Raw genomic sequence first — 22320 nt, forward strand, 5'->3', positions numbered from 1 at the left:
AGGAGATTTTCAATGGCTGTAGTCGCTTATGTTGGAATTTTAGCTGCTTTGACCGTCACTGCATTTGGACTCTACAAGGGATTCCGTGCTGCTGGCTTAATTTAATGTACTGAGGGGTTAGCCATTTTTTTAATAGCCCTATTCCTTCCCCCCTTTTTGTCTAAAGGGGGAGCAAAATTGAACATCAGATCTATGAATATCCCTGAGAATATCGCCTACATTCCCAACCATGTTTTCCCAGCTTGAATCGCTTCGAGAATTTGTGTTGAGATAAAAGGTAATAACTCGCGGTTTTGTGATTGTGCTTTCCCTTCCGTCAAAACCACCACAAGATAAGGGGGAAGAGTCGGAACTTCAATATAAGCGCAATCGTGACGCACCCGAGAAGTCCATCCCGCTTTCGACCAAAGTTGCGCTTGTGGAGGCAAACTTTCTCCTAAAAAGCCTTGGACTTGGTTTTCATCTCCGGGGAGTAACTGTACTGGCTCGAGACTGCGACGGAGAAACTTCATCATGGTTTGGCAGCGATCGCTCGAGACGGCTACCCCACCCACAATACTATGAAAGAGTCGCGCGATCGCATTGGCAGTCAGCATATTGCGATTTTCCAGCATTTCCCCTACGAACACCCGTTCTCGACCATAGGGACCATCTCCCCAAGTTTTTTGATTGACATTAATCGTTGCTAATTCTTCCCAACCCAAAGATTGATAATAGCGGTTCACGATATTACGTTGGTATTGCCATGTCGTAAAGGGTTCTGAAGAAAGTTCCGGCCCGCTTGTGGTGCCGCTTAACATATCCATCACTAAGCTGGTGGCATCATTACTCGATTCGGCAATCATATCTCGAATGGCGCGATCGAGTTCTGGAGAACCATTGACCATCTCTTTATCCAACCATTCATAAATCGCCACCAAATAGAATAATTTCACCAGACTGGCAGGATAAATGCGTTCCACACCGCGATAATTGAATCCTCGGACTGGATAATGCCAAAATTCTTCATGGGAAATTGCCCCTCCCGTATTGACGAATACGGGAGGGTCATAAACCATCCAAGTTAAAGCAATTTGATTGCGTGCCAAACTGGGAAATTTTTGCCAAGTTGCCTCTAAAATTTCCGAGCCGATTTGTTCGAGTTGTTCGTGTTTTTGAAAGAAAGGCATGGTTCAATTATCAATGAGCAATGAGCAATTATCAATGAATATGTCTGAGTTTTCCGTTTATCTTCCGGCTTCGGCCAGTGGCGAATATTTGTGTAAAACGAACCTCGATCTCTATACTTCTCCTCGTTGTGATGGTTTGGCAACGCAGGCCGCAAAAGGAAGGCATTTGAAAATTTTACGGCAACAGGATGCGGCAGTGGCAGTTTGCTTGTGCGAAGATAATTATACGGCTTGGTTGCCAAGCAAACGATGCGATCGCCTCTATCCCGCACCTTCTCCCTATCGTCCCCTCGCGTTTTCCCGAGCAGCGATCGCAGCTTGTATTCCCGATATTATCGCATTTACCAAAGCGGCCATGACAATCCATCATCATTATCTCTGGGGAGGAACCGTCGCCCCTAATTACGATTGTTCTGGATTAATGCAAGCGGCTTTTGCTGCGTCAGGAATCTGGATTCCAAGGGATTCCTATCAACAAGAAGCCTTTACAGAGAAAGTTGATTTTGAGGCATTATTACCGGGAGATTTAATCTTTTTCCAAGAAACAAAACGAGTGAATCATGTTGCTCTTTATTTAGGCAATGGACAGTATATTCACAGTTCGGGTAAAGACAAAGGGCGCAATGGTATCGGCATCGATCCTCTCTCTCCAGAAGGGGGTAAAATTGCCCATACTTACTCCCAATATTTACTCTGTGCCGGTCGAGTCATGAACAATTATCAATGAACAATTATTGACAAGATTGAGGGAATTCTGATGAATTAATTGGTTTACCTGCAAAGCCCGGTATAATATCAACTCGCACCCATGCTTCTGATATTTTTGTTTGTTCTGGGGGCTGTGGCTGACTTTCTACTTCTTGTGGTGGTGTAGGAAGTTGAGCTTCGCGATCGCTTTCTTTCTTCCTCTTTTGTTTGGATTCGCAAACTTGTACTTTTAACCAAACTGCACCTTCTACTGTCTCTCTTTTCCCGATAATCTTTAAAACCGTTTTGGGTAAAATTTGTACGAATTCTCGTGCGGTTTCATCAGGGTTTATCGGTGAATTGGGTAGCGCGATCGCCTCTTCTATTAAGACTCCATCACCAATATTTAATCTTTCCCAGTCAAGAGAATTTGCAACAGGAGAAGAGACGGAAATATCAATCGGGGTAGAAGTTGTGGCAACGGGAGTATTCCCTAAAAGTCGGTTGGCTTGGTGGCGAATTTCGGGAAATACAAAATAGGAGAATACTCCTCCTCCTCCTAAGATTGCGAAGAGAATCAAAAGAGATCCCAGTACAAGAGAAGGCGAATTTTTGTTTTGTTTTTCTACTTTAATATTGCGCTTCTCTGTAGCCAGAGGAGTCGTTTTCGGTTGATTGTTCTCTTGCCGTAGAGGGAAATTAATAACATTGCTTCCATTGGTTCGATGGGGGGAAATCTGGCAGTGAATGAGTGCCACTGTAACATTATCATGACCGTTTTTTTCGTTAGCTAGATCGATTAAGCGATCGCAAACTGTTTCTAAATTTTTTTCTCCTGTTAAAATGGGGGCAATTTCCGATCGCCAATATTGTTCCACTCGATCGCGATCGCTCAACCCATCAGAACACAGGAGAAATAGACAATCCTCATCGAGAACAAGGCGATCGAGACTGGGATATAAACGAGAAGACGCATTCATCCCCAATGCTTGCACTAAAGCGCCACTACTGGGAAAAGTGAGAGAATCTCGATATAAAGCATATCCCAGACGAACTTCCCGCGAAGCAATATCGTCATCGACTGTTACTTGGTGACAACTATCGCGAGTAATCCAATAAATACGAGAATCTCCAACGTGAGCTAAAAACATTTGTTGTTTGCGAGCGACAGCCATCACTAAAGTTGTTCCCATGCGGCGTTTATCTCGACGATGTTCTTTATCGTTGCGATTGCCGATGATATCGTTAACATTGAGAATGGTATTTTCGAGAAATTGCGCGATCGCATGGGGTCCGATGGGTTTATTTTGTGGATCGAAGAGAGAGGGTAGTTCTTTGCGAATGCCATTGATGGCTAAGTGAGAGGCGACTTCTCCTCCGTCGTGTCCGCCGATTCCATCACAAACAATAGCAAGAGGCCATTCGCCTTTAAGCGAGCTTAGTCCTTGTCCGTCGGGAGGATAGCAAGCATCTTCATTGTGCGATCGCAACCTCCCCGTATCCGTGCGGGCAACAATTTGATAGCGACATTGACGAGACTTGCCGCATTGCCCGATCGCGTAGTCGAGAAGGGCGAGAAGGCGAGAAGAGTCGCTAATTTCTCCTGCGATCGCGAGATCGCATAATTCTCGTAAAAACTTGCGAATGAGAGGAGAAGCATCCGACACCCAAGGCGACCAAAGTTCACCTAAACAAGCAATAGAGAGGGGTTCTGGATCTGGTCGTAATTCTAATAATTTGAGTACGGAACCCCGAACGCCCAAAAGGGAAGGAGACAGTAAACTCGATGCAACTTTCTCTTCTTGTAAGGGTTGCCATAATTTAGCCATCTGCCACAGCCAGTTTAATTGACGCAGGGCAGTAGACTGTCGCCAGAGGTCGGGTAAAAGCGGGAAAATCTGTCCATTTTCGCATTGCTGAGGATCGAGGGGTGTTCCATATTCCAGTAGCCATGTTGCGGGGGAATCTGCCTCTTCAGGAAGCAGCCTGCCGTAAACTTGAGGAAGGTGGAGGCGTTGGGAAAATAATCTAAGATAGGATAAAAGTTCTTCTGGGGGTTCTTCGGGAAATTCTGGAGGTAGTGCGGGTTTGGTGTCGAGGAAGATATGCGATTGAATGAGAAGATAGCGCTCGCCGATGAGTTCTCCTGGTTGGCGATCGATCTCTGCACCGATCGCCCATAAATATTGCCGAATGAGGGGCGTATTACAGGCAGAGCAAAACTGATGGCTTTCGGGATTGGCGGTTTGACAATCCGATTGAGAACAATGAAGAATAACCCCTGAATTGGCCATGATATTATGCGCTAATTTTGTCAAACTGGGGAACGATGTCTCCCGTTTCGCGCCCTTCGTCAGTGCAAATCTCGGAGTCTGCATTTTCCCCAGTTTGTTCGCTTCCTAGTCTATCCTACAGGCAAATCAAAGGATGTAGGCAAATCATATCCCCATCTTAAGTTGAAGATTGCCGATTTTTATTTGCTTTAATTTGCACTTGAAGCGATCGCTAATGAATGTGAACTACCACTCATCATCCTACGGATAGATGAGCGGCTTCGGAATTCATATCTTGAAACAGCTAGTTAAATAGATAAAACAATATTACCTCCTTTAAATAACCTTTTCTAAAAGAATAAAATTTTGTCCTAAAATTAGCTTGGGCGTGCATAAAAATCCCCTGTTATCCCAGAAAACAGAATGAAGGATTACACTAGAATCAGAAGCGATCGCGAAAATTGACGGCAAGGAAACGACATGATGAAACAACTGCGATTTTGGGCATGGTTTATCTTGGGCTTATGTTTGTGTTGGGGACTGATGGCGATCGCGCCTCCCTCTCCGACAATGGCAAAATCTCCCCCGCAAACGACGGCGAAAACTACCCAAAAATCCTTTGCAGAGATTATCGCCAATACGCGCCAATCTCAAGGGCTATTTACGCTTCACGAAGGTCGTCGCAAACTATACCTTGAAATCCGTCCCGACCAACTCAACAAGAATTATCTCTTTACAGCGACCCTTGCTAGAGGTTTAGGAGAAGGATATTTAATTAACGGCCTGCAACAGGATAGTTTTCTGTTTCGTTTCCAGAAGGTTGATAATAAGCTACATTTTGTTCTACCTAATTTGAATTTTCGTGCCGATCCAAACGATCCGCAACGACGTAACCTCGATCGCTCTTTTAGCAATTCTGTTCTCTACGCACTGCCGATTAAAAGTATTAATCCCGAGACGAAAAATATTCTCGTCGATTTAAAAGATTTGTTACTCGGTGACGAAGATTTAGCAGGTCTGGCTCAATCTTTTGCCAGTTTCTATAGTTTGGATGCCAGCAAGTCTTATTTTGAGAGTAGTAAAGTTTTTCCGGGTAATATGGAAATTCAAGTCGTCTATGGATTTAGCTTACTTCCCGGTCGCAGACCGCCTTATATTGCTGCCGTCCCCGATAGTCGTGCTTTCAATCTTGCCGTTCATTATAGCGTTGCAGAAATCCCCGATAATAATGGCTATATTCCCCGCTTGGCAGACGATCGCGTGGGTTATTTCCTTACAGCTTATAAAGATATTTCCGATAACAATTCTAAGGAAGCATTTATTCGCTATATTCATCGCTGGAATTTAAAGCCTAGCGATCCGAATGCGACTCTTTCAACTCCGCAAAAACCAATTGTGTTCTGGATTGAAAACACCGTTCCTCCTGAATATCGCAATGCGATTCGAGAAGGGGTTTTAAGTTGGAATAAAGCCTTTGAATCTGCCGGATTTAAAGATGCAATTCAAGTGCGCCAAATGAGCGATCGCGCCCAATGGGATCCTGAAGATATTCGTTATAATGTCATTCGTTGGTCGAGTACGGCGGGAAGAAGTGCGAATGGTATCGGTCCCATTCAAGTCAATCCTTTAACCGGCGAAATTCTCGCCTCCGATATTGTTATTAATGCCAATGTCATTCGCCATAAAGCCGAACAATACGAACATTTTACCGAGTTAAATCAAGTAGGCGCGATCGCAGAAATCTGTCCAGATGAATTAGTTTTACCGTTGACCTCAGAAACCGAACCAAATGAGGAATCTTTGCTTGCAATTTTGTTAAAAAATCACCCGGAAGATCGCGAAATATGCTTTAATGCTGGCGCACAAGAACAATTGGAAATGGGCAATTTAGCCCTTTCTCTTCTCAACAATACTATCCCTTCTCCCGAACAGCGCCAAGAGTATATTACGCAATATCTGCGTTGGTTAGTCTCCCATGAAATCGGTCACGGGTTAGGACTGCGCCATAATTTTCATGGATCTACGCTTCTCGAACCCGAGGAGTTACACGATACTGAAATTACTCGCACAAAAGGTCTAATTAGTTCGGTAATGGATTATGTGGGTGTAAATTTGGCGACGGAAGGAATACAACAAGGAGATTATTTCCCCGTGGTGGTGGGACCTTACGATCGCTGGGCGATCGCCTACGGATATCAGCCCAGTGGCGCTTTAATCCCTGTCGCGGAACGGCGTTTTCTCGAAGACATTGCCCGCCAATCTTCCCAACCAGAACTCGCTTATGCAACAGATGAAGATGTTTGGGGCTTACAAGATCCCAATGTTAATCGCTGGGATTTAAGTTCGGATGTCATGTACCATGCCCGATCGCAAATGGATAATGCTTTAAAAATGTGGGATAAGTTGCAAAAACGCTATCCGGTACAAGGCGATCGCTACAGTGACATTCGCGAACGATTTAACGAGGTGCTGACCTATTATTTTCGTCAGGCGCGGTTAGTATCCAATTATATCGGCGGGCGTTCTTTTAACCGCGATCGCCCGGGTTTCTCTAACGGACGCTTACCTTTTGAGCAAGTCCCCCTCGAAAAGCAGCGTCAAGCCTTGCAAATTTTACAAGAATATGTATTTGCAAAAGATGCCTTGGTATTCCCCCCAGAATTGCTCAATCAACTCGCCCCTTCTCGCTGGAATCATTGGGGACATCGCCCTACAGCCGCGATCGATTATCCCATTCATGATTATATTTTCTTTTTTCAAGGTCGCATTTTGCGATCGCTTCTCTCTAATCAGCGTTTGAGTAACTTAAGGGATTTGGAGTTAAAAGCCGGCTCTGAAGATGCGCTCACAATACCCGAGTTATACGATACTTTAACTGAGGGAATTTGGTCGGAAATTGTTCATTCTACGGCTAACGGTAATATTTCCAGCGTGCGTCGTTCCTTGCAGCGAGAACATCTAAATCTCCTGATTGGCATGGTTCTCGGGCGCAGTCAAGTTCCCGAAGATGCGCGAACTTTAGCATGGTATCAACTGCGGCAGTTAAGCGATCGCTTGGATGAGGCAATTTCACAACCTTGGGATACCTACACGCAGGCGCATTTGGAGGAGACCCGCGATCGCATTGCGAAAACCCTCGATGCACGTTACCAACAAGAATCTTAGCGACAATTATTTCTCCTCAAGAAATCACCTTGCGTACTCTCAAACAAACTTTAGGTTTGCAACCTGCTTCTACCCGCAAGTTTTTCTCCGAGTGGGATCGAGATTTGCCAGTTTTGGGCGATCGCGATCGCGAATCCCTCGACCGGGTGAAAACCAACTTTTTAGAATTGAGGGAAGACCCACCCATGCTAGAAAATAGTGTCAAGATGGTCATCCTCGCCCCTCTCCTCGATTTGGCTGGATTTTACCGCCGTCCCTTTCGCCTTGAAACCGAAGCAACTATGGCGATCGACCTAGAAGACGAAGGGATTATCATTCGAGGACGGATCGATATTCTCGTCCTCAAAGAACAACTTTGGCTTGCGGTCATCGAGTCGAAACGCAGTGATTTTGTCGTCACTCGCGCCCTTCCTCAAACTCTCGCTTATATGTTGGGCAACCCAGAACACCAGCATCCTACTTTTGGTATGACTACGAATGGTAACGAATTTTTATTTCTCAAAGCCCAGCATACTCCAAAACCTCAATATGCAGCTTCTCGACTTTTCTCTCTCATCAATCCTGAAAATGAACTCTATGAAGTTTTAGCAATTCTCAAATATTTAGGTACACTTTAAATAGTATCTTCGATAACCCCTTCTGCTTGATTTGCTAACATTTTTAGTGCATCTAAAGTGTTTTGACTTGGCGATCGCCACAACCCGCGTTGATGTGCTTCTAATAATCGTTCTGACATATCTCGTAATGCCCAAGGGTTCTTTTCTTGAATAAAATCTTGCACGTTTTCGTCAAATAAATAGGCATCTGCAACCCCTTGATACATGAAATCTTCGACACAATTTGCCGTTGCATCATAAGCAAACAAATAGTCAACAGTTGCTGCCATTTCAAAAGCTCCTTTATATCCGTGGCGCATGACTCCAGCAATCCATTTGGGGTTAACGACGCGCGATCGATAAACGCGAGCAATTTCTTCTTTTAATTGCCGCACTCGAGGGTTAGCAGGAATAGAATTATCCCCAAAATAAGTAGTAGGATTTTCTCCTTTTAAACTGCGGACGGCGGCGGTTAATCCGCCTTGAAATTGATAATAATCATCGGAGTCTAATAAGTCGTGTTCTCGATTATCTTGATTGTGTAGAACGATTTGGAGATTCTGCAAGCAGCGTGCAAAAGATTCAGGGGAGGAAATGCCTTGAATGCTGCCATTTTCTGAAGGAGAATAAGCGTAACTACTCCAGTTTAAATAGGCACGCGCTAAGTCTTCGTCATTGTGCCAATTTTGGCTCTCTATTAACCCCTGCAACCCTGCCCCATAAGCACCCGGTTTTGAACCAAAAATGCGCTCTAAGGCACGGGAATTTGCTTTTTCTTCAATTAATCCCTGCTGCTGCCAAAAGGTAGTTTCCTGCTTGACCTTTGTGGCGAGAGGATTTTGTTCTGAAGGTTCGTCGAGTTGAGAAACGGCCGCGATCGCGTCATAAACTAAGCGAATTAAATTGGGAAAACCATCGCGAAAGAAGCCAGAAATACGTAAAGTAACATCTACCCGAGGTCGTCCTAAAACCGATAAAGGAAGAATTTCAAAGTCAACCACTCGCCGAGATAAGCCATCCCAAACGGGTTTTACGCCTAATAATGCCAACACTTCTGCAATATCGTCTCCTCCAGTTCTCATCGTAGAAGTTCCCCAGACAGATATTGCTAAAGTTTGGGGATATTCTCCATTTTCTTGAGTATATCTTTCGATGACTATTTCAGCAGCTTTTCTGCCGACATCCCAAGCGGTTTCAGTGGGAATGGCACGAATATCGACAGAGTAAAAATTGCGCCCTGTCGGTAATACCTCGGGTCTTCCTCGGGTAGGTGCGCCGGATGCACCCGAGGGGATATATTGACCGTTGAATCCTTTTAATAAATACTCAATTTCTTGTTTCGTTTTGTATAAATTGGGGAGCAGAATACGTTGAATCCATTCTAACTCTTGTTTGGTATATTGGTCGATATCTAAAGTATCAATTGTGGGGTTAAGTAAGTTTTCAATGAGATAACTGGCCTTTTCTTCTAATTCTTCAACAATATCCCCAATAAGTTTACCTTGAATAGATTGGCTTAAATCGGCAGTTAAAGGATCGAAATCTAGGTTTAAATCTTCTGCGATCGCGCGAGTCAATCCCTTGTGATTTAAGCTGGGGGAACGCGCGATCGCAATAATTAAATCTCTGAGTTGCCTGCCTTGAGGACATTGACCAAAAATGTGCAATCCATCGCGAATTTGTGCCTCTTTCAGTTCGCATAAATAGCCATCGGCAAGGGTGAGAAATTCTGCGATCGCATCAGTTTCAATCGTTTCGATCCCTAAATCTCGATCTAGGTTTTCTGTCGTGACGAGTTGTGTAATTTTCTCGCTGAGTAAGGGCAAGCGACTTGGATTTAAGGTTTGTGCTTCGTAATATTCATCTATTAAGGCTTCTAATTGTTGCAAAGATCCATAAAGTTCGGCACGAGTCAAAGGTGGGGTTAAATGGTCTAAAATAATAGCGTGTCCGCGTCGTTTTGCTTGGGAACCTTCCCCCGGATCGTTAACGATAAATGGATAAAAATGAGGCAGCGTACCGAGAGTAATTTCAGGATAGCATTCTGAGGATAAAGCAAGACTTTTCCCCGGCAACCATTCTAAATTACCATGTTTGCCAATATGCGCGATCGCTTGTGCCTGAAATTCTTCTCGCAACCAATAATAAAAGGCTAAATAGTCGTGAGTGGGTTCTAAATCTGGCGCGTGATAATTTAAACTCGGATCGCGATCGTATCCTCGTGAAGGCTGAATACCAATGAAAATATTACCCAATTGAATACCCGATATCGGTATTGTTCTCTTATTAACGGGTGACTGGTGATGAGTGACTGATGACTGAGCAATATCCTTCCACCGATCGATAATTGCTTGTTGGCTATTGTTAGGTAAAGTAGTAAAATATTGTTGGTATTTTTCGCAGGATAACGACTGGGCGATCGCGCGTAATTCATTAGCTTCTAAATCGTTAGTAACATGAGAAGTTAAACGAGAAATAAGCTCATCTCCTGTCTCGGGAATATCTTCTAAATAATAGCCTTCTTGTTGTAATGCTTTGAGAATTTCAATGCAGCTTTGAGGAGTATCCAAGCCAACTCCATTGGCAATTCTTCCATCTTTATTGGGATAATTCGCTAAAACTAAAGCAATTTTTCTATCTTGTACTGGAGTTTGTTTTAAACTAACCCAGTTTTGGGCTAAATCTGCGACAAAATCAATGCGATCGCGTCTGGGTTGATAAACAACAACATCGGTTTCTAAATCTTCATTCCAAGTTTGCACTGACTTGAAGGAAATTGCCCGCGTAATCACTCTTCCATCGACTTCTGGGAGTGCAACATTCATGGCGACATCGCGAGGAGTGAGTCCTTGTAAACTCGTTTCCCATTGTTCTTCTGTCCCACCACTTAGAATCACTTGCAACACGGGAACATCTAAATTTTTCCAGAGATCCGGTTGTTCTTCGCTGCCAATTTTTGCTAGAGAAAAACTGGTAGTATTGAGTAATACTTGAATGGGAAAATTATCTTCAGGTTGAAAATAGGAGAGAAGTTCATTTTGTACGTCGCGATCGCGCAAGGACGAAACAAATAAAGGAATAGGTTCTAAATTTCTTTCTTTGAGGGCTTGACACAATGCCTCAATGGGTAATATATTTCCAGCTAAATAATGAGCGCGGTAAAATAAAATTCCCACTTTTCGAGAAGACTGCGATCGCGTCTCTTTTTTCCCGTATAATCCCACCCGAGGCACAGAAATAGCCTCAATAGAGTTATATTCTAAATCTAAACAAAAACTCGCAACAAATTTCAAAGCATTGAGGTAATTCTCGACTCCTCCTTCAATAAAATATTGCCAAAGGCGATCGACAGCAGTAAGCGATACCGTGGAATGACTCATCAAGCTCAGATCCGGGCGATCGTCTCCGGGTAAAATAAATAAAAATGCTCCAGTATTTTTAGCAATTTCTTCAACAATTTCTAACCCATAAGACCAATAAGATCGCCCTCCCAACAAACGTAAAATAATGATTTTTGCTTCTGCTAATACGCTATCCCCATAAGCATCAATACTGAGTTGTTGCTGAAGTTGTAAAAGATTAACCGCACGAATTTGGGGGAAACTTTCAGGAAGATGAGGAATCGTCGCTGCTAGGGTTTGAATTTCAGTATCCGCAGCCGTTAAAATGGCGATCGGTGCGGGAGTTTGTTCGATAAAAATAACACCTTCTGAGTCTGGATTCCATCCTCCCGGTGTAGCAGCAATTCGGTGCATGAGTTTTGGCGTAAATTAAGAAATCATTCTAGTCTATCAACGAACGTAAGACAAGAGTAATTAAAATTGAGGTACAATCTTCGCGTAGTAACAATTCAGAAATTCTTAAATGTCACAATCAATTCCTAAGTTACGATACTGGGCTAAAATTGATGCTGTTTTTCCGCTTTCAGCGAGGACTAATTTTGAGAAATTAGATTCCTGTTTTTTGGGAATTAGTCTTGAGAACAATAGTTTTACACCAGAAAAACTCAGGTCTATGGCTGAATGGATTTCACGACGTTTTCTGCATTGTATCGTGTTGGTGGGAGATAGCATTCATCGTATTACCTTAGAAACAAGAAAATCATTCACTCCAGAAAATGCACTCATTGAAGCCTTGAAAATGGGTTCGTCTTTCGTCCAGACACAAGAACCTATTTTTAGTGCATTTGCAGATCGGACTCAATTCACTTTCGAGACTTGCAGTCAAATTCAGACCTCGGAGGACTATACCTATTTTTATCAATATCTGCAAGACTTTTTTGCCAGTAATGCTCAATTTCGAGCGTCAGTTGAAGCATTCAGTCGTAATTATCAGATGAGGCGATCGCGCGATACAAAGGATACTTTGCTTGAATATCGTATTCGTCGATCTTGTGACTACTTCTTAGAAGAATTTGCGATTTTTTCCTGTCTTCAAAAGCGCGGATTTTCAGTTATGGTGTATCCTGGAACATTTAGTACTCTCGTTGAGATTGTCAACGGAAAATATCCAGAACTTTTTGAAGAACTCAAGCAATTAATCGTCGTCTCTCTCCATTTTAAGAAGCGCTAGCTATGTCGATACTCTTGTCTGAGAAACTATAAATTTTAGCGATTGCAACCCAATTTCTAATATGCAAATATTAGGTCTAGCGAACTTAGTATGTAAAACTAAGTTCGCTAGACTCCAAATGTTTTTTCAATCTTATCATATTATGGTTTCAGTAAATGAGGTTTAGCTTTACGATACTTTGTCAGTAATTTCACTTGACTTACATGAAAACGATAGAGCATAATTCCGAGAGGTGTTCCGATTAAAATTAAGCAAAAAAGAATGAAGGGATTAAATAACCCTGCATTTAGACCTAAACCAATAAAAATCCCTAAAGTTGCAATGAGTAAGACGATTAATCCCTTGGTTGATAATATTTCTCTAAGAACAATAAATTCTTTACTTTGGATGGGTTGGCCATAGCTATAGCGAAGAATATAACCAGCAACAGCAAACACAAATATACCGATTAACGTTCCGATTAATAAAGGAATACGATTATATAATCTGATGCCCATAAATAATCCTAAAAATAGTCTCAATGATAATAACCAAGACATTATCCCCAACGCTGTTGCGAGTCCCAACATTTTTTTAAGCAGATCGTAATTATGAAAACTACTAGCAACACCACCAATACCACCAATCGTTAAACCCATTAAAAAACCAACATAATTCGGAAAAGCTCCAGAAAAACGTTCGATTAAACCAAATAAAATTCCATAGAGACTACCCCCTAATAAACCAACAACTAATAATATGCCAAAATGCAGCCAAGGTAATTTTTCTGTGACCAGAGGTGCAGTTTCAATTTTTAACGCGATCGCATGAGTTTTTTCTTCATCATTGGTATGTAAAATAATTTCTCGTTCATAAATTTGCTCTGCTTGTAATTTTTTAGTATCGATAATCACATCACAACTAATACGATTACTTTCAAATTGAGGCGGATCGAAAACAATCCAGCTTGACTTTGCAAAAGATGAAGATTTATTATTATTCTGAGATAAAAGTTCCCATTTTCCTTGCAATAAAGTATCTGGCACGGTATTATTAACTGATATTGTCACAATCAGTTTTTCCCCATATTCCTGACTTTCCAGTTCGATTGTATTTGGTTTTATTTTTGCCTGTGGCGATCGCTTGAGATCGATCGCCTCTAATGCTTCTAATGCGACCGAAGCATTAGAATAACGTTGATTGAGAGAAGGCTTGAGAAGTCCTTCCAACCATTCAACAAATTTAAAACTAATTTCTTTTGGGATAACTTCAACTAACGAAATACGGCTATCTCGTGCGAGTAAATTGTCAATTTTTTGAGACGGCATTTGTGCAACCAAACAAGTTAAACTTGCACCGACAGCATAAAGATCCCCTGCTGCTGTTAACTCTTTGTTGCGAAGTTGTTCTCGGGGCATAAAGCCGGCTGTTCCAGCAAATGAAGCTCTCATTTTACCTTGTTTGTCAATATAAGGAAAACCAAAATCAACAAGATGAATATTTAAGCGATCGTCTACTAAAATATTTTCTGGCTTAATGTTATAGTGAATAACAAAAGGCGATTGGTTCTGTAAATAAGCCAGTGTCTCCAATAAAGAAACCGTGATTTTGTGTACAATTTCTAAATTTAGATGCCGGAATACAGCCAGAGATGTTGCTTGCTTAAATTCTCGTACTGCACAAAATCCATCTTTACTGGGAAAAAAGTTTAAATAGCGAGGAAGAGAGGGATGTTTGAGATTTAATAATATTTTAGCATGAGCTTCATAGGCTTTCAGTCCAGCCCAGTCACTGTGAGAGTCGCCAAAAATATATTGTTTGATAACAACGGTTTTTTTGACCTTATTATCTTTTGCCAAATAAGTAATGCGATGTCTGCGATCGCTACGACCGAGTTCTCTAATTTTTTGATAGCGAGAAGAGTTTTGAGAAGCTGAACTAGAAGAATTTGCAGGCTGGCTCATAGTCCGAGGATTTTCTTTTTATACCATATTTTTTGAGTAGATGCAGCCCTTTTCTATGATATAAATATCTTACTGCATTTTTATTCTTTCATCCGGTTAAATTCTGTAAAGATAATTTTCAAGGATTATGTTGAAAACCCTAGAAAAACGCTTAATTGTTTCGTGTCAGGCACCGATTGAATCTCCCTTGCACGATCCGCACATTATTGCCACGATCGCGCAAGCATCTATTCTTCAGGGTGCAGTAGGCGTGAGAATTGATAGCCCTTCCCATGTCAAAGCAACGCGGCAAAAGTTACCCAAAACGCCAATTATTGGATTGTGGAAGCAGCAAATACCGGGCTATGAGGTTTATATTACCCCACGCTTTCAAGATGCCGTTGCGATCGCAGAAGCAGGGGCAGATATTATTGCGATCGATGCCACTCTGCGCGATCGTCCCGAGGGAGAAACCGTTACCCATTTAATTACTAAAATTCACGACGAATTGGGTAAATTAGTGATGGCAGATATTGACGATCTCGAAAGTGCAACAAAAGCCGTTGAAGCCGGTGCAGATATAGTAGGAACGACACTTTATGGATATACAAAACAGACAGCCCAAAATAATCCGCCGGGATGGGAATTATTAAGTCAAATTGTAGAGAAATTGGATATTCCAGCAATTTGTGAAGGAGGAATTGCATCACCGAAAATGGCAAAAAAAGCCTTAGATCTAGGCGCTTATTCTGTTGTTGTCGGTACGGCAATTACAGGAATCGATTTAAAAGTTAAAGCCTTTCAATCTGTTTTGGAATGAACAATATTTAGTACCGATAACTCACTCTAATATTTAGATTTAGAGTACAAGCATTGCCAAATATCAATCAACGATTGATATAAATCCATATTCTTCAAACACGCTTTTTGCTGTCTCCATAGATAAAAACTCAATAAATTTGCGAGAAGAATCAATATTATGGCTATCATTAATAATAGCAACAGGATAAACAATAGGAGAATGAGAATCTTCGGAGGCAACAAAAATAATTTGACAATTTTTACATAATTTTGCATCGGTTGCATAGACAAATCCCGCATCAACATTGCCAGTTTCAACATAAGCTAAAATCTGTCGGACATCTTTTCCAAACACAAATTTACTTTCCAGTTTTTGATAAAAATTGGCAGAGTCTAACACTTCTTTACTATAACGTCCGGCGGGAACGCTGTCTGGATCTCCGAGAGCAACTTTAGCAAACTTATCCGTATTTAATTCCTGAAGTTCTGTAATTTTTTCATTGTCTTTAGGTGCAATCAGAACAATCTGATTTTGCAGCAAACTTTGATGAGTTTCTTTTAAAATGAGATCCTTCTCTCGAAGCGCATCCATTTTACTTTTAGCAGCCGAGATAAAGATATCAACAGGCGCACCTTGTTCGATTTGTTGTTGTAAGGAACCCGAAGAGCCAAAATTAAACACTAATTCTACATGAGGAAATTGTTCTTTATATTTTGTTCCCACTACCGCGATCGCATCTTGTAAACTCGCTGCTACCGATATGGTAAGCGTCACGGATTCTTCTCCGAGATTCCTGCTTTCCGGACTCCCACAAGCTGTTAAAAAGACAACTAAACCCAGACTCAAAAAATATCTTCTAGGGATTTTCATGACAATTTTTACCGAAATATAAATTAATTCAGAAAGATATTATCAGTCTGGCAGAGAAAGCAGTTTGCTCAGCTACAATAAATCTGAAGAAACGTTAAATTTCCTCAATGTTGAATTTTAAATGTGAGTTTAAAAAATGGTTTCGGGTTGACTGCGTTTAAAAATCACCATTTCCTGTCCAACGACCGGACTTCTGGCAACCATTGCTCCTTTCTCATCTAAAATTTCAATTTTAGTAAAATCTAATTGTCGCGATCGCGCTAACATTTCATTGGCTAATTCATTTTGTTGGGGCTGTTCTAAAACATACCATTCCGGGCTGACTGTAACCGTTAAAGAACCGCTAAAAAAGTTAGCTTGAATAGAACTAATTAATCCATCGGCATAGCGATCGGTAATTTCTGCAACTTGTTCTTGAATAGCCGCAATTAAACTTTGTTCTGGGGTTAACTTCGGACGAGTAAACGGGAGAGAAAACGGCTTGGATGTGGGAGTGACAACAGGTTTAGGTGGAGTCGGTGCAGTAATTTCAGGAGGAAGTTCGCGGGTTGGTTGTTTCGGCTGTGCGGGTTGTTCGATCGCAGGTTTTTTCACGTCTGGAACTTGCGCCACAGGTTCGGCTTTTTCTCCTCCCGAAAAGGCGATCGTTCCCACAAAAATCGCGGCAATTAAGCCTCCTAAAATCCCCGTTAATGCCCCATCGGAAAGATTTTCCTCCACAGACTCGGGCAACAAGTCCCGCACCTTCTCCAACACCCATTCCCACGCATCTTGGAGTTTTTGTAGGCTTAATAAATCTTCATTTTGGCTAGACGTAGATTCTTGAGCCAGTTTTTCCGAGGAAATGACTTCAGCGACCCGCGCAGTTTCCGCTTCAGATATCGTCCGAACCTCCATATCACGGTAATTTTCCGGCGTTTCTAAAGCAGTAGATAGCCCTTCCACACTTGTCGCTAGGACTTGAAAAGCCGAACTAGGGAGAGAAGTCTCCGGCTTTTGCGCGAGTTGATTGGCAATTGACTCCAAACGCGCGATCGCCTCTTGCAACTGTCTCACCTCATCCCTTGGCGATGCTTCTTCTGCTTGAGTTTCTCCCGTTACGGGTTCTTGTCGTTCTTCAGGCATAAATTTTGTCCTCCAGACCCCACCGACTCGAAAATCTGAGATAATTCTTTACAAAGAAATAATCTTAACAGGCCAAATTTATCACTATCTCTCGGTCTATCGCTCAATTGCTTAACGGGACTCAATAATTTTATGAAACGCCGTCAATTTTTCTTTCTTTCTGGGGGTTTAGCGATCGCGGGACTCGACTCTCTGACCAAACGCGCTAAGCTGCATGCTTCTTCCCTCGCCATCGATCCTAATTCCTCGATCGCACCGCCTGATTTTCGCTTTGTCTCCATCGCCGATAGCGGTACCGGGGCAAAAGGTCAATATGATGTTGCTCGGGCGATGAAACGCTATTACGACCAAAATCCCTATCCTCTTGTGATTATGGCAGGGGATAATATTTACAACCAAGGGGAAATCGAGAAAGTTGAAGCAGTTTTTGAGCTTCCTTATAAACCTTTACGCGATCGCGGCGTTCGCTTTCAAGCTGTTTTAGGAAATCACGATATTCGTACAGATAACGGCGATCCGCAAGTGGCTTATCCCGAATTTAATATGACCGGACGTTACTATACATTTAGCGAAGGAAATATTCAGTTTTTTGCCCTCGATACCAACTATAAAGCCGACTGGGACAAGCAATTAATTTGGTTGGAAAATGAGTTAAATCGCTCCGATGCCTCTTGGAAAATTGTTTTTGGCCACCATCAAGTTTATAGTTCCGGACATTATGGCTATAACGAATTTCTCGCCCCCAAATTAACGCCTTTGTTCGCCCGCTATGGCGTGCAGTTATATATTAACGGTCACGAACATCACTACGAACGCACCCATCCCATTCAAGGTACAACTTATCTCACTTGCGGCTGTGCGGCAGGATTGCGATCGGCAGGGCGATCGCAATGGACGGCGCGATCCGCTTCTCGCTTGGGTTTTGCGGCTTATGAAGTTCACGAAGATCGCATAGTCGTGCAAGCGATCGCACCGGATGGAACAATCTTCGATCGCGGAATTATCGACCGTCAAATCTTGTAAATTCGTCCTCTTTAAGGATTCCAAATAAGATAATTTCGATAAAAAATAGAAAAATAGCGCTCTCTTTTTCTGAGCGCTCGCTTCACAAAGCAAACGATCGACACCAGAATTTGACAAGAGCGAGCTTTTGTTGTAGTTGTAATATTCTACTCATATCTGAGGTTGAGGAAAGCGAAAGAATGAAGAAATCTTTAAGTCGGGTAATGATTCGCACTCTATTAATAGTCTTTGGTTTAGCGGTTTCTGTCGATGTTGGATTAGCAGCAACCAGCGATCGCGATTCAACCCCCTTTAAACTAGAAAAAACTCACTTAGCTCAATTCACTCCAAGTTGTCAGCGTTTAACTTATAGTCCTTTTGGCATAATTTATGAGAGCGAACTCTACATGAATGGATATAGCGGCATAATGGTGACGCGCTTTTTCAATCAAAACACCAATCAACCCGAAGCAGTCCAACAAACCATGAGACTTGAAAATTCGCCACAAGGATGGGTCATTTCCGGTTCGAATCCCGTTTATTTTGGCACCAATATCAGACACCTCACTTATAGCCCGGATAACTTTCTTTTCCAAATTCAACCCAATGGAACTTATACCGCGATCGCTTATGATAATTTAAGGCGCACTTCTCCGGTTATTGTGAATGCCTGCTCAGTTGGTTAATAGAGAATTGCGATCGCGATCGAGCAATCTGATTGTTATTTTTTGTAACTTAACAGACAATAGATCTCTATTTTATGCTTTTTGTGGTTTTTTCTGCGATACCTCGAAAAGTGAGATGATAATTACTGCAAGAGAATCAAACAATGAGTAAGAAAAACGAGACAAACTCAATTAATCCTGCGATCGCCAACGAAATTCAACGTCTCGCCAAACTTTACAGCATTGAGTCAGAGATATTAGAAGAGTTTGCCAACTTCGTCATCACAAATCATCGTCAGAAACCCGTAAAACCCAAGAAATCGAAAAAAGTCAAACCTTTGACAGTAACACAACTCAAAAAAGCGGTTTATCAGTATTTTAATGTCAACAATACAACAGAATTAAAGAAATCTGGACGCTTTCAATTAGCAACAAACGATCTAGGAAAGCTCAATCTTAGCCACAAGAAAACATGGGAAATATTTTATCGAAAATATGTTGATATTTTGCCAGAAGAAAAAGAAGAAGAAGGAAAAAATTGCATTAATGGCATTGATATTTTTAAATATTTTCGTCCGTGGGATATCTTTGGACTCGATCCTCAAATCGCTACAACTAAGGATATTAAAAACGCTTATCGCAGACTGGCTAAAATCTATCACCCAGACAACAAAGAGATGGGAAATCCACAGATTTTTAACCGTCTAACAATTATGTACGAGTCCATTACAAATAAACTCTGATGCCAACTAAAAAGAAAGATAAATGTACAATTCGCGAAGAAGAGCTATCTAAATGGTTCTCTATTTCCATTGATAAATTAGTTGAAATTGTCGATTTTTTTGACTCCGATCCCGATGATGATTGGGATTTAGTCGAAGGAGACGATTATAAATTCACAAATCGCAAAGAGAAAATTCGTATTTATTCTCCAGCAGGAGCATTAAAAATTGCGACTTATCTCGATCGGCAAAAGCGAGGTCTTTGGCATGATATTATCGAGTTTATTACTCGTCATGAAAAACGATTGCGAAACTCACTGGCACGTCGTTTAATTAATGATGAACTCGCTGGAACAGGTAAAATTGTGCCAATCAATGGATATCCTATGATGCACAAGCAATCATTACGACGAATTTTAGAAACAAGTGGTAGTCGATTTAATAAAGCATTTAAAGATATTGAACAATCTCGTTTACCATTGGAGAAACGAGTCGATTATGACGATATTAATGGTGATTATTGGTTTGCCGGAACTGGGGCTGAAAAGATAGCAAAAGAATTAGGAGAAAAGTTAAAAAATAAAGCGAGAAGGCAAATGTGTTTATCAATAGGAAGTCAAATTAAACCCAGCCTTAAACTACTAGGAAATGCTCAAAAAGATCGAGAAAAAATACTAAAAAAAGAAATTACCAGTGCTAAACAGCGAGCTAAACAGCGAGATAAATATATTTGTCAGATAACCGGTCAAAAAAAGAGCGCAAGACCTCCAAAATATAAAGTAGTAGCTCATCATCTCTATTGTGCCAAACAATATCCTCATTTAGTTGCGAATACAGATAATCTGATTACAATTGAAGAGTCAATTCACGAGCAATTTCATGGCTGGATGGGAGGAACGAATAAACCTTGTACTTTAAATGATTTTCTTAAGTTTATCCATTCATGCTACGCAGAAGAACCGAGAATAGAAATATTGAGTGCAAAGTTACATCAACTGAAAGGAATTTTAAAAGTTGAGGACGAAAAACAATGAATTCAAGTTTTTTGATTTACAGAATCCGTCCACAAGCGATCGCCTTGAATGAGAGTATGCCGTTGCCAATTAGATAGCGTTTCGGGATAATCAGTGCGATAGTGGCCGCCGCGACTTTCTTCGCGAAAGACCGCACTTTTGAGAATTAAAGCCGCAATATCTAATAAATTTAATGTTTCCGTACAGTGTTTTAATTGTTCCCCAGCGAGAGAAGATTCTAACTGAATCGTTTGTGCGGGAGACAGTTGTAATAGGTAAGTTCCAATGTCCAAACTTTCTAATTGAGAGCGCCATGATTCGACGCGATCGAGAGCCTTTAACAATTGTTCTCGCGAGCGACAAATTCCCGCCCCTTGCCACATGACAATCGGTAATTGTGCTTGAATTTCTGCAAGTTTCTGCATTTGTTCCCGCCAATCTCCTGTCTTGACTACAACTTCTAAAGGTTTGCAATTCCCAATTTGTTCGACTTCGAGTTGGGCAAATTGAGCGGCAAAAACTACGCATTCTAATAAAGAATTACTCGCCAAGCGATTAGCCCCTTGAACTCCTGTACTAGCAACTTCTCCAATAGCATATAATCCCGGAATTGAGGTGGAATTATCGAGACTCACCGCGACCCCTCCCATCCAATAATGCGCCGCAGGAGAGACCGGAATGGGTTGTTTAAACACATCAATTCCCCAATACTGGCATTTTTGAATAATATTGGGAAAACGATATTGTAGGCGATCGCGATCGATGGGACTGGTATCTAAATAGACTCGTGCTTCCGCAGGATTTTCAGCAGTCTTTTGCAAATGATGAAAAATAGCCCGACTGACCACATCCCGGGGGGCGAGTTCTCCCTTGGGGTGATAGTCAAAAGCAAAACGATGCCCGGCTTCATCCAATAAGTGAGCGCCTTCTCCGCGAACTGCCTCGCTAATGAGAAAATGAGGGGCATCGGGCTGGCTGAGGGCGGTCGGGTGAAACTGCACGAATTCCAAATCTCGCAAAATTGCACCACAACGCCATGCGAGAGAGATTCCATCCCCTGTACTTACAGGAGGATTGGTAGTTTTCGCATAGACGCGACCTCCCCCCCCCGTCGCCAAAATGACTGCTGAGGCTTGCAACCAAACGATGCGATCTCGCCACAGCAAGCAAAGCCCCCGACAGCGATTTCGAGAGCGATCGTGCCATAATTTGAGGGCAAAAGCATGTTCCCAAACCCAAATATTTTCCCGCGCGAGGACTTGCGCCGCCAGCGATCGCACGATGGCCTGACCCGTGCGATCGGCGCTATGCAGCACCCGAGGGCGAGAGTGAGCCGCTTCGAGAGTCATGGCTAACTTTTCTCCGTAGCGATCGAAGGTTACGCCAAATTCCAGCAAAGAATTGATGGAAGTCGCAGCATTTTCTACCATAAAACGCACGGCCTCCTCTTCACACAATCCCGCTCCTGCTTGCAAGGTATCCTCAAAATGGAGATGGGGAGAATCTCCCGGATCGATCGCCGCCGCAATTCCTCCTTGCGCCCAGTCGCTATTACTGACTTTTATCTCACTTTTAGTGATAATTCCCACTCGCAAATGCAAAGGCAAGCACAAAGCAGCATATAAGCCAGCCGCTCCAGAACCGACCACCAAAACATCAAAAGCTGCGGGCATTTCCAGAGAAGAGGCTTCTCGGTGGCGGGGGGAGGGCGATGGGGATTCGGGCAAGGGAATTCTC

At 42.2% G+C, this 22320-nt stretch carries 17 protein-coding genes; 10 read left to right on the forward strand and 7 right to left on the reverse strand.

Annotation, left to right across the window (positions count from 1 at the left end; genetic code table 11):
- Window positions 1–12: 12 nt before the first annotated feature.
- Window positions 13–105 carry a cytochrome b6-f complex subunit PetL gene (gene petL, locus AC6RV6_RS07945; RefSeq protein WP_500240253.1) on the forward strand — a complete coding sequence of 31 codons (93 nt, stop codon included), beginning with the start codon at window positions 13–15 and terminating at the stop codon, window positions 103–105.
- A gap of 110 nt (window positions 106–215) precedes the next feature.
- Here the strand turns inward: petL and AC6RV6_RS07950 are convergent, their stop codons facing one another.
- On the reverse strand, window positions 216–1169 hold the full coding sequence (locus tag AC6RV6_RS07950; protein ID WP_500240255.1) for a serine hydrolase: 954 nt from the start codon (window positions 1167–1169) through the stop codon (window positions 216–218).
- Here AC6RV6_RS07950 and AC6RV6_RS07955 point away from each other — a divergent pair.
- Window positions 1168–1896 carry a C40 family peptidase gene (locus tag AC6RV6_RS07955; RefSeq protein ID WP_500240257.1) on the forward strand — a complete coding sequence of 243 codons (729 nt, stop codon included), beginning with the start codon at window positions 1168–1170 and terminating at the stop codon, window positions 1894–1896. The genes AC6RV6_RS07950 and AC6RV6_RS07955 overlap by 2 nt on opposite strands.
- A 4-nt stretch (window positions 1897–1900) precedes the next feature.
- On the opposite strand, the gene AC6RV6_RS07960 is transcribed toward AC6RV6_RS07955, so the two are convergent.
- Complete coding sequence (locus AC6RV6_RS07960; RefSeq protein ID WP_500240258.1) at window positions 1901–4150, reverse strand: PP2C family protein-serine/threonine phosphatase; 2250 nt, start codon at window positions 4148–4150, stop codon at window positions 1901–1903.
- A gap of 459 nt (window positions 4151–4609) precedes the next feature.
- Here AC6RV6_RS07960 and AC6RV6_RS07965 point away from each other — a divergent pair, with 459 nt between their 5' ends.
- On the forward strand, window positions 4610–7294 hold the full coding sequence (locus tag AC6RV6_RS07965; RefSeq protein WP_500240260.1) for a zinc-dependent metalloprotease: 2685 nt from the start codon (window positions 4610–4612) through the stop codon (window positions 7292–7294).
- A 29-nt stretch (window positions 7295–7323) separates the two neighbouring features.
- Complete coding sequence (locus AC6RV6_RS07970) at window positions 7324–7911, forward strand: type I restriction endonuclease (protein ID WP_500240262.1); 588 nt, start codon at window positions 7324–7326, stop codon at window positions 7909–7911.
- Here AC6RV6_RS07970 and cobN read toward each other — a convergent pair.
- Window positions 7908–11645: a cobaltochelatase subunit CobN gene (cobN, locus tag AC6RV6_RS07975; protein ID WP_500240263.1), complete on the reverse strand. Its 3738-nt coding sequence runs from the start codon at window positions 11643–11645 to the stop codon at window positions 7908–7910. The genes AC6RV6_RS07970 and cobN overlap by 4 nt on opposite strands.
- Window positions 11646–11754: 109 nt before the next feature.
- Between cobN and AC6RV6_RS07980 the strand changes: the two genes are divergently transcribed.
- The gene (locus AC6RV6_RS07980; protein ID WP_500240265.1) at window positions 11755–12462 is read left to right on the forward strand and encodes a tRNA-dependent cyclodipeptide synthase; all 708 of its coding nucleotides are present in this window, start codon (window positions 11755–11757) and stop codon (window positions 12460–12462) included.
- A gap of 140 nt (window positions 12463–12602) precedes the next feature.
- Here the strand turns inward: AC6RV6_RS07980 and AC6RV6_RS07985 are convergent, their stop codons facing one another.
- Window positions 12603–14405, reverse strand: coding sequence for a serine/threonine protein kinase (locus AC6RV6_RS07985; RefSeq protein WP_500240266.1), 1803 nt, complete (start codon window positions 14403–14405; stop codon window positions 12603–12605).
- A 127-nt stretch (window positions 14406–14532) separates the two neighbouring features.
- On the opposite strand from AC6RV6_RS07985, the gene AC6RV6_RS07990 reads away from it, so the two are divergent.
- Window positions 14533–15204 carry an N-acetylmannosamine-6-phosphate 2-epimerase gene (locus tag AC6RV6_RS07990; protein WP_500240268.1) on the forward strand — a complete coding sequence of 224 codons (672 nt, stop codon included), beginning with the start codon at window positions 14533–14535 and terminating at the stop codon, window positions 15202–15204.
- A gap of 63 nt (window positions 15205–15267) precedes the next feature.
- Here the strand turns inward: AC6RV6_RS07990 and modA are convergent, their stop codons facing one another.
- Window positions 15268–16056: a molybdate ABC transporter substrate-binding protein gene (gene modA, locus AC6RV6_RS07995; RefSeq protein WP_500240269.1), complete on the reverse strand. Its 789-nt coding sequence runs from the start codon at window positions 16054–16056 to the stop codon at window positions 15268–15270.
- A gap of 129 nt (window positions 16057–16185) precedes the next feature.
- On the reverse strand, window positions 16186–17181 hold the full coding sequence (locus AC6RV6_RS08000) for a hypothetical protein (protein WP_500240270.1): 996 nt from the start codon (window positions 17179–17181) through the stop codon (window positions 16186–16188).
- Between the two features lie 132 nt (window positions 17182–17313).
- On the opposite strand from AC6RV6_RS08000, the gene AC6RV6_RS08005 reads away from it, so the two are divergent.
- The 4 genes from AC6RV6_RS08005 (at window position 17314) to AC6RV6_RS08020 (ending at window position 20604) form a co-directional block, all read left to right on the forward strand.
- Complete coding sequence (locus tag AC6RV6_RS08005) at window positions 17314–18204, forward strand: metallophosphoesterase family protein (RefSeq protein ID WP_500240271.1); 891 nt, start codon at window positions 17314–17316, stop codon at window positions 18202–18204.
- Between the two features lie 179 nt (window positions 18205–18383).
- Entirely contained in the window at window positions 18384–18869 is a 486-nt protein-coding gene (locus tag AC6RV6_RS08010) for a hypothetical protein (protein ID WP_500240273.1), read from the forward strand.
- Between the two features lie 143 nt (window positions 18870–19012).
- Window positions 19013–19591, forward strand: coding sequence for a J domain-containing protein (locus AC6RV6_RS08015; RefSeq protein ID WP_500240275.1), 579 nt, complete (start codon window positions 19013–19015; stop codon window positions 19589–19591).
- Complete coding sequence (locus tag AC6RV6_RS08020) at window positions 19591–20604, forward strand: hypothetical protein (RefSeq protein ID WP_500240277.1); 1014 nt, start codon at window positions 19591–19593, stop codon at window positions 20602–20604. Before AC6RV6_RS08015 ends, AC6RV6_RS08020 begins: the two co-directional genes overlap by 1 nt.
- A 2-nt stretch (window positions 20605–20606) precedes the next feature.
- On the opposite strand, the gene nadB is transcribed toward AC6RV6_RS08020, so the two are convergent.
- Window positions 20607–22310, reverse strand: coding sequence for an L-aspartate oxidase (gene nadB / locus AC6RV6_RS08025; RefSeq protein WP_500240278.1), 1704 nt, complete (start codon window positions 22308–22310; stop codon window positions 20607–20609).
- Window positions 22311–22320: the final 10 nt, after the last annotated feature.

The sequence above is a fragment of the Spirulina sp. LEGE 11439 genome, from assembly GCF_059821285.1.